Genomic DNA, 15,330 nt, shown 5'->3' with positions numbered 1-15,330 from the left:
AGAAGTGGTTTGGCCCGGACTCATGGAGGCCCCGGCCATGGTCCCAGGCACCTCGTTGGGATTGGGCTTCCCATCTGAAACCGGAAACATTTTAAAAGAGGGTCAAAAAAAAAACAGCACCGGACAATGTCCGGTGCTGTTGATTTTTACTCGTGCGAGATGCTTACTTCTTCTCCAACGTAAAGTCCGCTTTCGCATCTGCACCACCGCTTACGGTCACTTCCTGGGTCACCTCACCTACATAAGGGTGCCAGGCGGTTACCTTGTACTTGCCGGCCGGAATCTGGTCGATCTTGAAAGATCCATCTTCACTGCTTACAGCAAAGTACGGATTCCAGACAACACGAGCATCGGCTTCCATGAAGTTGTGCTGGTCGCACTGCAGGAAGAAATGCTGGTCTTTACCCGGGCGCATCCGCATCAGGTTCTTGGTGACGTCCGCAATGTCGCCTTTGCTGGGCAGAGGCTTGTTGAACAGGGTCTTGCGGCGAGCACCCATTACGGAATAACCGTGCGGGTTGTGGAGGATATCCGGGTCCTGGTTGGTAACCATGACCAGGCCTTCACGAACACCCCGCGGCGGGCGGCGCACAACAGTCACCTTCGGCTCGATGTCACACTTGGCGAAATCGAAGTTGATCGGTCCCGGCCATGCTTTGCCCTTGGAAATGTCTTCGATGAATACAACCGTGTTTTTCAATTTACCGCCGTTGACAACCACTTTCTGCCGGGGGCGGATGTTGCCTTCCTGGGTGTTAGGGTGCGTGGCACAAAATTCCACGTTTTTACCTTTATTGAGGTCTTCCATGATGGGATCGGGAACCGTACCCTTGAAATTGATCACACCACTGATAGAACCTCCATTGCTGACGCTGCCTTCCTCATAACTCCCCTTTTTTGCCATGGACAGGGAAGCCGAAAGTGCCAGCACCGTCAGTACCGCCAGAATCTGGAACAAGCTTTTTTTAATCATTCCTTCTCTCTCCTTAATACTTGAACATTCAAGCAACAAAAACTAACTGAAAACTGAAACAGAAACCCACAAAAACTTACAGCTCGATTCAAACCGAAAGCCGAAATCATAACACAAAATGGAAAAAACTTAAAACAAAGGGGCCTCCGGGTAGGAGGCCCCTCGTTTTTTATGTCTCAAGCGATGCTATCGCATGGACAGTTTGTTGTCATCCACATTTTGAGCGGATTTCAAGCCCTGGGGGGTCGCTCCATCCAGGGGAAGGATCGACCGGTCGCCTTGCGGCAAGACCTTGAAATACCCCCATTGCCCCGCCTGCTGGTAAGGCGTCCGCGCATTCAACCACAGGTAGGTACCCGGGTTGTGATACGTGCCGCCTGCACCGTTGCGCAGGTGGGCCTGGATATACTCACCGCCACCAAATTGCTCGACGTCGATCATATCGGAACCTTCCTGATCCATATGACGGCGCCACTGGTGGCCATCCAGGTTGAACATCTGGTTCTGCTCGTTGTGGGCACCGAAGACGTTGATCATCACCTTGTCTCCGGCATGAGCTTTGAGCACCGGGGTTGCCGGGTCGCCTTCCGCAGCCACGCAGGGCGTGAACATATTGCCGAAGTCACAACCTTCGAACTCCCGATACAACCAGGGCTCCAGCCGGTAGTTGACGCCCGTCAGGCCCGCTACGTTCTGCAGGTAAGGCATGAAAGACGTACCGATGATGTTGTCTTCGTCCTGGAAGTACAGGGCGAAATCACGATAGTTCTCCAGATCCGCGTTTTCCGGATAGGATTTATCGATGATGACGTCCGCTTTCCAGGAATTACCCAGGGAGATGTCCTTGCCGGTTTCAGGATCCCGGTAAACGGAACCCCGCGGGCCGACAATGATACCGCCGTACAGGCCATCCCGGATGTTGCTAACCAGGTTGCCGAAGTCCCAAATCAGCGATCCGTTGATCTTGAATCCCGGATGCGCGTAGAAGGTATAATTCTTCGACTTGCCTGGGGCGACCGTCTGGTCTCCCGGGTTGTTGCCCACGTTGATCCCCTGAGAATCTTTGGGATCGAACGCAATGTTGTTGACATGCAACGAAGTGTTGCTTTTCTCCAGACGATTGGTGAGTTTGATTTTCACACAGTCGCCGATGTTGACACGCAACGTCAGCGGATGCGGCATCACATCGTCGTCCGAAGCCTTGCTCACTTCGTCTTCCAGCATGAACACCTTGCCCTCCGGGTTCGCCAGCAACAGCTTGCGCTCGAAATCCACCTCAAGGTAGTCATCCGCATTGGGGTTGAACTTGAGCTCCTTGTTGACAGCAACCACGTTGAACTTTTTCACCGGTGCGCCCGCCGGGCACAATTCCGTTTTGGATTTCGGAATTGGAGCATGCGGGTTCAACAGTTTCAGGTCTTTCTGCAGTTCATCGTAGACCCGGAGAATACCCCAGCTGCCTTCCGACAGTTTGGACGTCCGGCCATTGTAGAACAGGTAGTCGCCAGCCATCTGCTGGTAACCGCCTGCCGTCGTGGCCAAATCGTACCGCTCTGCGATACCGATATGGATCGTGTTCGTCACACGGGAATCACCGTCGTACCGCTCGGGGCGGTAGCCGTGACCCGACACAACGAACGTATGGGTCTCGTTCATCAAGCCGTGCAACAGGCGGAAAACAACGCTGTCACCCAAATACGCCCGAACCTGCGGGGTATCCGGATCGCGGTGTTTAAGACTGCTGAACAGCCATTCGGCTTTCGGGTTCGCCCTCAGGCGGGACGTCAGGGACGCCGCCCGGAAGTTGAAACCGGAGCCGGTGGTGTGGGTACCGCCGTTCAGATGCGGAAACGCCACTTCCAACATGTCTTTCGGCATCTGGAAGGAAACCGACTGACCCGCGGCGATCGCGTTCTCACGCGACAGTCCCGGGGGGTTGCCTTTGCTTACCAGCTGTGCCGTGTGCGGAACCGTGTCGTGCAACTGAACCACGATTTCGCGGAACGCACCGCTTCGGGAGTACGCTACCGGCTCGGTGCCGTGGATATCCACAACCGGGCCACTGCGTACTTCCTTGCCGGTTTTCGGATCGTGATACGTCGAACCCCAGGGCTCTACGATCGTCGATCCAATACCGCCATGCGGCCAGGTCGTCGCGCCGAAGGCATGGTCATGCCAGAACACCAGTCCGACGTCCGCATCCACCCACCAGCGGTACCGCACATATTCGGTGGAAACAATCTGACCTTTCTTGTGCGGATGGCTCATGCCCTCCGAGAAGGTGATCGTATACACACCGTCTTTAGCAAAGCCTTTGCTCGGATCCGGGCTGATTTTCTTGATCCACCGCGCATCCTTCTTGTTGGGCACTTCGATGCCAACAATGATGTCTGCACCAACATGGTAGGGGGTCGCGCCCTCCGCCATCTTGATTTTCACGGTGTTGTCGCCCGGTTTCGTATCCTCCAAAACCTTCGCGTTCATGGGCACCGGCAAACCGACATGATGCCCTTTCTTCTCTTTCTTGGTGAACTGCGTGTACGGACGCATCGACTGGTCGTAACTGAAACCGGTGATAACGCCGTCCGACGCCTGGTTGTCGAACTGGAAGAAATGCGGATGGATGTTCACCTTCGACATCTGGAAGTTGGTGAAGTCATCGTCATTCCATTCGCTCGTCAACAGCACGTCCACACAATCGTACACGTTGGCGCGGATGACCAGCGGGATCGCTTTCTTCGGATCCGCTTTCACCCCTGCCATATCTTCATCGATCACGTAGATCAGACCGTACTTATCGAGAACCGGAGGCGTGTTGCCATAGGCGCCCGACACTTCGATCGGCGTGTTGATGAAGTGCAAATTGTACTGCTTGCGTCCCGCACCTTCCGGGCACAGACTCCAACGTCCGTGCGCACCGGGTTTGGCGGGAGACGAGTTCTCCACGTTGGGACCTGACCGGCCACTTCCCGACTCGGAATGCAGAATTTTCGGATCGGGGAGCATGTGGAACGGTTCGAGCCACGGAGCACCACCATGATGCCGCGCAAACGGTACGCGTTTGCCGAAATGCGGCGTCAGGTGCGGCCACGCCAGCTTGCCCGTCAACGGGCTGAACTGAAGCGGGTGCCGCTTGCCAGGGCGCGGAGAAATGTACTTGGGAACCTTGTACGTGGATTCCTTCTCGGACAAAGCCTGATTGCCTTTCCAGGACCAGCCCAGAACGGAACCGTCGTAAGACAGGATTTGCCCCTTCTCGTCGTCGGTGTGGCCCGGGTTGCCCTGAGGCGGCAGCATGTACTTGACCCAGTCCTTCACGTTGACGACCGGGGATTCCCGGTTCCAGTCGCTATTGCCTTTATCAACAATCTGGAAATGCTTACCGAACCAGTCCATGGTCTTGCCGACCAGCTGGTCCGAGGTCACACCTCTAGGGATGCGGCCTTTGCGATCCGGCAGCTCCTGCAGAGGGGGCATGATGTCGGTGGAACCGAGCGGATAATTGCCCTCCTGCAGGGTGTTGTACACACGCCAGTATCCCCACATTCCGGCCACGTAATGGTGCGCCACGTGGCAGTGGAACAGGAAGTCACCAGCCAGACGCTGACACAAACCGGAACCACACTCGGTCTCCAGGTCCACCACTTCGGCCGGGCCAATGACTTGCACGTCAACGCGGTCGGTGGTGGTGCGGACAACCGGGTATTTCACGGGACCGTCCCAGGCTGCGGTAACCAGGTTTTCGAGGCCCGGCTCCCGTTTCGGGGAACGCGTCCAGCGGATGGTGCCGCCGTGCGGATGATGCGAGTGGAACACCTCACCACCGCCGTGCACCAGGCGGTATTTCGCCGGGTCACCGAGGTACGACCGCGGAATCGTGGTTGGGGCGTCCCCGAAGGTGTACGAGCTGTAGCCCAGGGATTCGTCCTCAAAGTGGAACATCTTCTCCTGAACTGCCAGGTTGTTGATACCGAACGGCTCACTGCGATAGTTGATCGCACGCGCCGAGGGCCGATACGAGTCGGTCTGCGGATCGCGCTGCGGGATCATCTCACCGTGGCGGTTGAGCGGGCGGAAAGACTCGTCACCGACTTCGTGGTAGAAAATAACAAACTCACGGAAGTCTTTGGCGTCCTTATTGGTGATCATCGCCATCCAGCCGTTTTCAAGAGGCTCACCGGTCCACGGGTTCAGGTACTCAGAACCGCGCGGCTCAACCATGAACGCACCCACCAGACCAAGAGAAGCGGGATCCCGGCCGGCGTGGCTGACGATCATGCGACCGCCCTCCTGCTCGTCGATCGGAATGTACCACTCGTACTCCTGGGTTTTACCCGGGGCGATGATGGCTCCTTTGGTCGCTGCCGTGTTCGGCTCGCCGGTTTCGCTGATGATCATTGCAGAACCGTTGATCTGAAAACCGGCAGACTCATACTCCAGCTTGTTGTGGAAGGTGATGCGCACACAGTCACCCTGGTTGGCACGAATGGCCATGGGGGTGATGGCGTCACCCTGATGACCGGTCCGAACCGCACCCGGGTCCAGGGCTTCTTCCCGCGCCGCTGCGTTCTTTTCTTCCTCAGCACGCACCTTGTCGATGTCCTTGGACAGCACGTACATGTAACCAGGATAATAGTCGCCCCACTGGTTCAACGTGATCTCCACGTTGATGGCGCTGACATCGTAGTGCTTGGTGGGCACTCCTGCAGGACAATGTGCACCCCGGTACACCTTGTTGGCAGCTTTCGTCGGCCCCAACAGGTAGCCCTGTTGCAACTGATGCGCGGCCCACGACTCATGGAACATACCGCTTGAGGATGCGGGAACGGCGTGCTCCAGGAGTTTGCCCTTCAGGTTGTCCATGAGGGTGCGGAAGGTTTTGTCCAGCTTTTGCTGGTTGCCTTCCAGGCCTTCCATCATCTCCTCGTAGTCGACTTGCTCTTCGAGCTTCTTCAACCAGTCGGGACGATCGGCGCCGTCGTGCCCCTCATGCTTGGGATTCGCGAGAGCCGGAGTGATCCCCAGGCTCAGCGCGGCCAGCAGGACAACCAGAAGCTGCCCCACCCACTTTGTTGATTTAGCGATTGCCATTAGTTACCTCCTAAGATTCTTCCGCTAAAAAATAATAAATGAATCTTGGAACCTATATTGAAAAACCCATCGGGTTATTCGCTCCTGCTCAATGTCAGGCTCACTTCTTCATCGGCCCGTTGAACGGTTACCGAAATGGACCCCCGCACATGATTCTGCCGGAGTATGCTTTCAAAATGACCGCGATTGATCACATCCTGGCCGTTCAGGCCGGTGATCAGATCGCCTACCATCAGGCCGCCCCGGTCCGCGGACCCACCCGGTTCCACCCGGGTCACAAGGACGCCCTCTTTTTTCTTATCTGAATCTTCATGGTCCCCCGTCATGGTTCCGGCTTCATGCTCCGTCCACTCGAAACCAAGCTCAGGAAGTGGGTTTTCCTGCAGAGACGCCATTTCCATCTGGTCTTTGCGTTGCCCCAATCGAATCGAATACGTTCGCTCCTCGCCATCGCGGAGGATATCGAGGTTGATAAACTGGCCGGGGGAAACGTTGCCGATAAGACGGATCATCCCGTTGGGGGAATCCACATTGGAACCCCCTATCTTCAAAATAATGTCACCCACCTTGAGTCCCGCCATGTGGGCGGGCTGACCCTCGAAAACGGAGTTGATCATAACACCCCGCCCTTTGGCGAGGTTGACCTGGGCGGCAACGTCTTCAGGAACGTTCTCAATACCCACGCCCAACCAGCCGCGATTGACCTCACCGTGCTCAATGATCTGGCGTGAAACGTTTTTGACGACATTGGAGGGAATGGCAAAGCCGATGCTCTGCGCATAGTTGATGATGGCTGTATTGATTCCGATCACTTCGCCACGGATATTGAGGAGAGGCCCCCCGCTGTTGCCCGGATTGATGGAGGCATCCGTTTGAATGAAGTCTTCGTAACGGGAAAGGTTGATATTCTCCCGGTTGAGACCGCTGATCACGCCAAGGCTCAAGGTTTCTTTCAATCCATAGGGGTTGCCGATAGCGACAACCAGTTGGCCAATTTTCAATTTTGACGAATCCCCCAGATTCACCTGCGGCAGGATCTCGTCGCTATCGATATGAACGACCGCCAGGTCCGTTTCTTCGTCGGTCCCCAATACGGTTCCGACATATTCCTGACCGTCGTAAAGAGTCACCCTAATCTTTTCAGCCTTCCTCACCACATGCGCGTTGGTGATCAGGTATCCGTTTCGCCCGTCAACAATCACACCGGCGCCGGCATTGTTCGGCCGCTTGCGCAGGGATTCCGGCGTGCCGACCGACGCCTCTGGAACGAAAGGCGAAATGCTGACCACGGAAGGCAACGTATGCTCCGCGAGCCCAACAAGGCCCGATTCCACCTCTTCCAGAACACGCAAACCATTGCCCAATGAATGCCCGGCCAACGCGCTTGAACCGAACATCAAACACGCGACAAACGCCAACAGGAAATATATGTTGGTAACCAACCGGCTTTTCATCTTTCAACCCTGCCAGTTTTCCGCCTACTAGCGGTGGTGCTCCTTATCCAGAAACCCGGAAAGAAAAGAAAATGGAGGGATCACTCCGTTTGGGGTGGACCGAAACAGGTCTTGCAACGAACAGGTCGCCTCACAGCCAAACTATCTACCACTATTTCTCTTCCTACTGCGGTCCCCATTGGCGCAATGGGTACCCCAAAAGCCCATTATTTTCAAGGTCTTATACCCTGCCCGGATACGCCTAGACCCTGAAAAAATAAAGGCTTTGGAGCCCTTCGAATCACCTTATATATACAGATTTGATGAGGGTGTCAAGGGAAAAAGCGTTCCTTGCAATCCGGTGTAAACCTTGGTAAATAATACAGTTTCTTTTTCCCCCGCCCGGCTGTGTAGTACACTAGCTTACATAATCCTTCGTCGATTCGGGAGTTTAAGTATGAACTGGCAGGAATTTGAGCAAAAATCAGCCTCTGAGATCATGAACGAGGCGCTGGACCGTTTCGGCGAGCGGGCTGGCATCGCTTCCAGCTTCGGTTTGGAGGACATGGTACTGATCGACCTCGCGCACCGCTCTGGCAAACCTTTCACCGTGTTCACGCTGGACACCGGCCGCCTGCACGAGGAAACGTATGAAATTATGGAAAAAACGCGCGCCAGGTACGGCATCCCCATTCGCGCTTACTTCCCGGACGCAACCGCCGTGGAAACCCTGGAACGGGAAAAAGGCCTGTTCTCGTTCCGCGAAAGCCTGGAAAACCGTAAGGAATGTTGTCGCATCCGCAAGGTAGAACCGCTCGGACGCGCCCTGAACGAACTAGACGCCTGGATTACGGGCGTGCGCCGGGAGCAGAGTGTGACGCGTAGCGACATTCAAAAAGCGCATGAGGATGCAGACCACCCCCCGCTCATCAAGTTCAATCCGCTTGCGGACTGGACCGAGGCGCAGGTGAACCAGTATATCCAGGACAACAAGATTCCGGTCAACGCCCTGCACGCGAGGAATTACCCGAGCATCGGCTGTGCGCCGTGCACACGGCCGATCGAACCGGGCGAGGACATCCGGGCCGGACGCTGGTGGTGGGAAAATCCCGAGCACAAGGAATGCGGTCTGCACCGGCCCCGCTGATTCTCCGCTCCATTCAAGCCACTCCCTGCTCTGGCACGGTTTCGTCTCCCTGCTGCAACTCCAACGCAAAACGGTCAACCTGACCAAACAGGTGCGTGACCAGCGGTCCAAGAAGCAGCGCCGCCGACCATGCATCACGCAGACCCATTTTCTTTTGCGTTTCTGCGTTCGCTTCCCGCCGCCGTTCCATTTCGCCCAGAATGAACCGCTCCGCTTCAACGCACAGAATCGGGATCAATTGAATCGACCACAATCCCACCGTGAACACGTCCAGAATTTTCTGTCTCCAAACGGGCGAGGGAAGGATCGCCCACCTTTGCAGGCATTCAATGAGAGCCATCGGTGGAGTGGTGCGGGTGAGCAGGATCGACAGCGCAAACATCACGGTCAGTTTCATGCAGGCCATGGTCCCCCCATAAATACCCTCCCATGTAATGGGAACCGGAAGGAAACTCAAAGCCGGAATCACGGTGCCGGGTGTGAACAGCATCGGGAACACCCCGATCACCAGAAGCAACCATCTCAATGACCGGAGCAGCCTGAGCAACGTGGCAAGGGGGATGCCCGCGCTGATGGTGCAAAACACGACCAGTATCGTGAGACCGACCAGCACCGTCAGGTCCGCAAGGGCAATCCACACAAGGAGACCCAGCACCGTAAGGATCTTCCAGCCCGGGCTCAACTTATGAAAAAAGGAATCGCCCTTCTGGTAACGGCTTGCAAGAATACTTTTCGATAAAGGGGTGTGGCCCGCCATGCGTTGCCGGTTCCTTTCCAATTGGCCGATTAGATGTTGAAATTGTGAATGAGTATATTAAGATTCCGCAAAATACACCACCCCCAACCGAAAGAGTGCCCTGATGTCCTCCGCCGTCATTGAAAAAACCCGGAAGTTCGCACAATCGTTTTTCGCGGACGACGGCTCCGGTCACGATTGGTGGCACGTCCACCGGGTGTGGCAGATGGCCTGCAAACTGGCCGACGCCGAGGGGGCCGACCGTACGGTCGTGGAGATCGCCGCCCTCCTGCACGATGTCGCCGACTGGAAACTGGGAAACGGCGAAGAACAGCAGGGTTACGAAACCATCCGCAACCTTCTCAAGGACGATCTGCCTGAGGAGACAGTGGAACGGGTGTGCGACATCATCTCCAAAGTCTCCTACAAAGGAGCCGGGGTGACGACGCCCGTGGACTGCCTGGAAGGTCAGTGCGTGCAGGATGCGGATCGTCTGGACGCCATCGGCGCTGTGGGCATCGCCCGCGCCTTTGCCTACGGCGGAAACAGGAACCGGCTGATCCACGACCCGGCGCAGGAGCCGGTGCTTCATCAGAGCTTCGGCGAATACAAAAAAAACAAGGGACCCTCGATCAATCACTTTTATGAAAAACTGCTGCTGCTCAAGGACCGCATGAACACCGCGACGGCCCGTGCCCTGGCCGAGGAGCGGCATCGCTTTATGGAACAGTATCTGCAACAGTTTTTCGGAGAATGGGATGGAAACCTCTAGCCAACTCCTTCGTTGTGCCAAAGTGCTTTCGATGGCCGACTCGATTTTGATCCTGACAAGCGCCGGCATGAGTGCCGACTCCAACATCCCCACCTTTCGCGACAAGGAGGGGTACTGGAAAAATTTTCCTCCCTTCAAATCCAAGGGACTGGAAGCGCAGGACCTGGCCAACCCGTGGGCGTTCGAGCACGAGCTGGAACACGCCTGGGCATTTTATGAATGGCGGCGGCGCAACGCCGATGAAAACCAGCCGCACCCCGGTTACCACATTCTCAACCGCTGGGTGGACGAGGTGTTTGAAAACGCTTTCATCCACACCACCAACACCGACGGGTATCATCTCCGCTCCGGAGCCCCGGTGGACAAGGTGAAGGAAGTCCACGGTTCCATGTGGCGACTGCAGTGCACGCGTCCGTGCTGTGACGATTTCTGGGACGAACCCGCGGTGCCGCTTTGCGGGCTCGATTATGACACCATGAAGGCGTCGAACTTTCCACTGTGTCCTCAATGCGGCGCGGTGGCGCGTCCGCACATCCTCATGTTCGGCGACGCGCAGTACACCGGGAACCCGGAGCAGGATGTCAATTTTTCGCGCTTCATTAAAAACCCGGTGGACGCGGTGCTGTTGATTGGAAGTTCCGGCGCGGTGCCCACCAACGATTACCTGGCCATGCATTTCCGCGACCAGGGGGCACCGGTGGTCAACATCAATCTCGACCCTTCCGCCAATGCCCTGTTGCGTACAGAGTTCATGCTGGAGATGCCCGGTAAAGCTGCATTGGAGGCGCTCGATCAGGCCATCGCCTCTTTAAGAAACTGATTTCTCTCCAGTGCGCGGGCTAAATAAAAAATAGAAAGAACATCCTCAAATTACGGGGGTCCGGAATGGGAAATTTTGGCGTATCTTCATGTCGGAAAATATAGTATTCTTTGCCAAATTCGATGAATCACCCTGAATAATCGTTTCATTCCCTCAAGGAGTTGGCACAATGCGTATTCTGGCAATCGGATTGATTCTCTGGTTTTCCATGGTGTCTTTGGTCTGGGCGGATTGCACCAAGGAGGAAGTGTGCTCCATGATGAAAACCATGGGCCATTTTGACATATTGAATCAATGCCCGAATGCCGCCCCGTTGCTGGTCGAGTGCAAAAAGGTGTCCGAAACCCGATTGGAGGAACTCCCGACTCCCAAGTTTGTAGAAAACGGGGATGGCACGGTCAAGGACACGGTCAACAATCTGGAATGGCTGCAAGCCGGAATCCGTGACAAAAAGTACTCCCTGAAGGAAGCGGAAGACCTGGCATTGACTGCACAGCAGTCGGGCAAGACCGGGTGGCGGATTCCGACTTTACCAGAGCTCAAAACTCTGTTGTATAATGAGAGAGTCGCAAACGTCAGTGGACAAAAGGCATGGATCAACCCCATATTCGATGATGGACGCGGGCACTATTACTGGACCTCCACCACATGCGAGAAAGTATCCGTGGTGGAAGACCGGTATCAGAAAAAACTGTGCCAGCAGGGTGAACAAGGCGCCTGGTTGATCCATTTTAATATCGGTGCTATTTTCTGGCACCACACCACCGCCAAAAACTATTATGTGTGGCTGGTCCGAAATAACGAGTAGTCCCTCCCCTTCTCAGACGGGCTTGCTTTCGACCCCGGGAAGATCCGTTCCTGTTGTATCGTTTTCCGCTCCCCCCCGTAATCAAAACCTGTATTTCATTCAACGTTTTCAGTCATACAAAAAACCCTGCCTGAATATGGCACATCTTAAACACCAGCGCAGGGTTCATCGCTCCTTCAACTTATGCAAAGGAGGATCCCATGACAGATATTCTTGAAGAAGTCGGAAACTTCATGTCTTCCCCGGTACTGCGCATCGATTCGGATGCCTCGGTTCAGGACGCGGCGATACTGATGGAACAGAGCCACGTCGGCAGTCTGATAATCGAACAGTATGGAGAAGACATCGGTATTCTGACCGAGAGGGATTTCACGCAGAAGGTTCTGTCGAAGGGAAAAAATCCGGAAGAAATCAAGGCCGAGGAGATCATGAGTTCGCCGATCAAGAGCATGGACCGCTTCATGCCGATCGAAGAGGCCAACCGGTACATGCAGAAAAATAAAATCCGGCACCTGGGAATCACGGATGACGACAAGATTGTGGGCATCCTTTCCATCAAGGATCTGGTTGGCTACTATTCGAAAGATTTCAAGGTCCGGGAAGATTATTAAGGAAAGCTGTTGCAGACTCTGGAGACACTGAATTTTCAAAACCGGTTCGTCCGCCTGGGTGGGGAGTTTTACCAGTACAAGCCCCCCACTCCGGTGTCGAACCCGTTCCCCGTGGCCAAAAATCCGGACGTCGCCGGTCTGCTGGATCTCGATACTCAGGAATTCGAACGGCCTGAATTCTGGCAGCACTTCGGCGGCAACCGGATGCTGCCCGGAGCCCAGCCTCTGGCGATGGTGTATTCGGGTTTCCAGTTCGGCAGCTACAATCCGCAACTGGGCGACGGACGCGGGCTGTTGCTGGGAGAAGTCCAGAACCAACAGGACGAGTTCTGGGATGTGTACCTCAAAGGGTGTGGTCAGACGCGTTTTTGCCGCGGCTTTGACGGACGCGCCACCTTGCGCTCCTCCATCCGCGAATACCTGTGCGGGGAGGCCATGGCCGGCCTCAGCGTCCCCACCACCCGCGCCCTTGCGTTGGTCGGCATTCAAGAGCTGGTCCAGCGCGAATTGCCGGAACCCGCCGCGGTGCTGGTGCGCGTCGCCCGGACGCACATCCGCTTCGGCAACTTCGATTACTTCCACTACACCAACCGGCCGGAAAAGGTCACCGAACTCGCCGATCACGTCATCCACCATTATTTTCCGCAACTGGAACCGGCCCCGGACAAATACGCCCAACTGTTCGGACAGGTGGTGGACAAAACAGCCTGGATGATCGCGTGCTGGCAGTCCGTCGGCTTCGCCCACGGTGTCATGAACACGGACAACATGTCGATCCTGGGCGAGACGTTCGACTACGGCCCCTTTGGTTTCATGGACCGCTACAACCCGATGTTCATCCCCAATCACTCGGACATCCACGGACGATACGCTTATGCCCAGCAACCGCAGATCGGCCACTGGAACCTGGCCAAGCTGGGCGAAACGCTGACTCACCTGGTCGAGCCCGAACGTTTGCAGAAAGAGCTGGAACAGTACGCCGCCCGCTTCAACCACTACAACCGTACGATGATGGGACGGAAACTGGGATTGAGTGTGCTCGACTCCGAGTTCGACAACCTGGTCAGCGGATTGATCCAGCTCCTCTCCCGGCACAAACCCGACCACACCAACTTTTTCCGAACCCTTTCAGGGTTCCGTTGCGGCACCCTCGACGCCCTGCGCACGTATTTCCCCAACAACCCCGACGAACTCGACGGGTGGCTGGATCGGTACACGCGCCTGCTGGAGCGGGAGGACATTTCCCCCGAAGAGCAGAGGGAAGAGATGGACGCCGTCAATCCCAAATTCATCCTGCGCAATTACCTTGCACAGCAGGCCATCGACCGGGCCCTCAAGGAAAATGATTATTCGGAAATCGAACGGCTTCGGGTTATCCTGAAGCACCCATTCGGGGACCAGCCGGAGTTGTTCCGGGAATGGGGCATCGATCCCGAACACTACGCCAGCGACACACCGGAACCTTACCTCGGCATGCAGGTCAGCTGTTCCGCGTGAGGCCCGCGAAACCATTTCACATCGATCAGCGTTCTATCCGCGCGGCATTGCAGGGCCGTTGCAAGAAAGGATTCACTGTATGCTCATGTTTGAAGGTGAGATCACACATATCAAGGTTCCGCCCAATAAGGCGGAGTATGAGAGGGACCTCGAGATCTGGATCGACGAGACCAGCAACGAATTCGAAATCACGCTGGATTTGAATACGTTCCAGAAGAACGGGTTCCAGGTGGGCGACAAGCTGACCATCAAAATCGAGAAGCAGGCGGATTTCGATTCCCTCGCCCGCGACTTTTTCAAGGAAAACCAGTGACAGCGGATACCCGTACCCGGGGCAGGCAATGGACCTCGATCGCTTGGGCGAGTTCGGGCTGATCGCCCGGCTGGCCTCCCACATACCCCATCGGTCCCGACGTGTTGTGAAAGGTATCGGCGACGACTGCGCGGTGTATTCCCAACCCGGGGGAAACTACCTGGTGGTGACCGCCGATGCGCTGATCGAAACCGTTCATTTCGACCTCAACACCACCACACCCGAGCAACTGGGCTGGAAAACGGTCGCGGTCAACGCCAGCGATGTGGCGGCGATGGGCGCGGCGCCACGCTTTGCCGTCCTCACCCTGGGTATTCCCAAAGCCACAAAGGTGAACTTCCTCGACCGGCTCTACAAGGGACTCGGCCGCGCCTGTGAGGCGTACGGGCTGGACCTCCTGGGCGGGGATACGGTATCCACACCCGAACATTGGATGTTGAGTTTGACGATGGTGGGGGAAACCCACAAAAAGCGTCTGTTCACCCGCAAGGGGGCCAAACCGGGCGATGCCATCGTGATGACCGGCACCGTCGGCGACTCCGCTCTTGGCCTTCAGATCCTGCAATCCCCGGATAAAAAATGGTCCGGGAGCACCACTGACCGCAAACACCTCATCAAACGGCACCTCGAGCCCACCGCCCGCGTGAAGGAAGCCACCAGACTGGCGAAATCCAGGTTGCGGGTGACGTCGATGATCGACGTGAGTGACGGACTGGCGCAGGACCTGGGCCACCTGCTTAGCGCCTCCGAAGTCGGGGGGGAGCTTTGGGAGACCGCCCTGCCACTCAGTAAACCCTTTGAAAAAACATGCATTAAAAACGGTTTGGAGGGTGGAGAGCTGGCTCTCGGGGGTGGGGAGGACTATGAATTGTTATTTACATTAAAATCTGAAGATGTTAAAAAATTGATGGGGTCGTTTGTTAATTACGGAACGCCTGTGACTCAAATCGGAGAGATCACGGCCCGCCAAGGGGTCACTTGGGTCCGCACCAACGGACGCCGCCAAACTCTCCGAAAGCCTGCGGGATTCAATCACTTTAAAAAAAATGGTTGAACCACGGCCTCATCCCTTGCGGGAACGCATCTCCCGGGCTCAGGCAATGAGTTCCGGCCTTTTGGGGGCATAAAA

Annotated in this window: 12 protein-coding genes; 8 read left to right on the top strand and 4 right to left on the bottom strand. The window is 56.0% G+C overall.

What is annotated here, in order from left to right; translation table 11 throughout:
• Window positions 1-163: 163 nt before the first annotated feature.
• From ACTRXA_RS00880 to ACTRXA_RS00870, 3 genes are all read right to left on the bottom strand, one after another.
• Complete coding sequence (locus ACTRXA_RS00880; protein WP_442425319.1) at window positions 164-973, bottom strand: carboxypeptidase-like regulatory domain-containing protein; 810 nt, start codon at window positions 971-973, stop codon at window positions 164-166.
• 186 nt (window positions 974-1,159) lie between these two features.
• Window positions 1,160-6,064, bottom strand: a complete 4,905-nt coding sequence (locus ACTRXA_RS00875) for a multicopper oxidase domain-containing protein (RefSeq protein ID WP_442425318.1) — start codon at window positions 6,062-6,064, stop codon at window positions 1,160-1,162.
• A 74-nt stretch (window positions 6,065-6,138) separates the two neighbouring features.
• Entirely contained in the window at window positions 6,139-7,518 is a 1,380-nt protein-coding gene (locus tag ACTRXA_RS00870) for a trypsin-like peptidase domain-containing protein (RefSeq protein WP_442425317.1), read from the bottom strand.
• A gap of 436 nt (window positions 7,519-7,954) precedes the next feature.
• Here ACTRXA_RS00870 and ACTRXA_RS00865 point away from each other — a divergent pair, with 436 nt between their 5' ends.
• Complete coding sequence (locus tag ACTRXA_RS00865) at window positions 7,955-8,644, top strand: phosphoadenylyl-sulfate reductase (protein ID WP_442425316.1); 690 nt, start codon at window positions 7,955-7,957, stop codon at window positions 8,642-8,644.
• Window positions 8,645-8,657: 13 nt separating this feature from the next.
• Here the strand turns inward: ACTRXA_RS00865 and ACTRXA_RS00860 are convergent, their stop codons facing one another.
• On the bottom strand, window positions 8,658-9,401 hold the full coding sequence (locus tag ACTRXA_RS00860) for an energy-coupling factor transporter transmembrane component T family protein (protein WP_442425315.1): 744 nt from the start codon (window positions 9,399-9,401) through the stop codon (window positions 8,658-8,660).
• 103 nt (window positions 9,402-9,504) lie between these two features.
• Between ACTRXA_RS00860 and ACTRXA_RS00855 the strand changes: the two genes are divergently transcribed.
• From ACTRXA_RS00855 to thiL, 7 genes are all read left to right on the top strand, one after another.
• A complete protein-coding gene (locus tag ACTRXA_RS00855; protein WP_442425314.1) occupies window positions 9,505-10,152 on the top strand; it encodes an HD domain-containing protein in 648 nt (215 codons plus the stop codon).
• Complete coding sequence (locus tag ACTRXA_RS00850; protein WP_442425313.1) at window positions 10,139-10,972, top strand: SIR2 family NAD-dependent protein deacylase; 834 nt, start codon at window positions 10,139-10,141, stop codon at window positions 10,970-10,972. The genes ACTRXA_RS00855 and ACTRXA_RS00850 overlap by 14 nt, the downstream gene beginning before the upstream one ends.
• 169 nt (window positions 10,973-11,141) lie before the next feature.
• On the top strand, window positions 11,142-11,780 hold the full coding sequence (locus ACTRXA_RS00845) for a DUF1566 domain-containing protein (RefSeq protein WP_442425312.1): 639 nt from the start codon (window positions 11,142-11,144) through the stop codon (window positions 11,778-11,780).
• 200 nt (window positions 11,781-11,980) lie between these two features.
• A complete protein-coding gene (locus ACTRXA_RS00840; protein ID WP_442425311.1) occupies window positions 11,981-12,391 on the top strand; it encodes a CBS domain-containing protein in 411 nt (136 codons plus the stop codon).
• A 9-nt stretch (window positions 12,392-12,400) separates the two neighbouring features.
• Window positions 12,401-13,888 carry a protein adenylyltransferase SelO gene (locus tag ACTRXA_RS00835; protein WP_442425310.1) on the top strand — a complete coding sequence of 496 codons (1,488 nt, stop codon included), beginning with the start codon at window positions 12,401-12,403 and terminating at the stop codon, window positions 13,886-13,888.
• A 79-nt stretch (window positions 13,889-13,967) separates the two neighbouring features.
• Window positions 13,968-14,201, top strand: coding sequence for a hypothetical protein (locus tag ACTRXA_RS00830; protein WP_005009883.1), 234 nt, complete (start codon window positions 13,968-13,970; stop codon window positions 14,199-14,201).
• A 28-nt stretch (window positions 14,202-14,229) separates the two neighbouring features.
• Window positions 14,230-15,255 (top strand): thiamine-phosphate kinase, encoded by a 1,026-nt coding sequence (thiL, locus tag ACTRXA_RS00825; protein ID WP_442425309.1) that lies wholly within the window; start codon window positions 14,230-14,232, stop codon window positions 15,253-15,255.
• Window positions 15,256-15,330: the final 75 nt, after the last annotated feature.

The organism is Nitrospina sp. P1_D6 (assembly GCF_052156615.1).
Taxonomy (GTDB): domain Bacteria; phylum Nitrospinota; class Nitrospinia; order Nitrospinales; family Nitrospinaceae; genus Nitrospina.
This window is presented reverse-complemented; position numbering and strand designations above follow the sequence as displayed.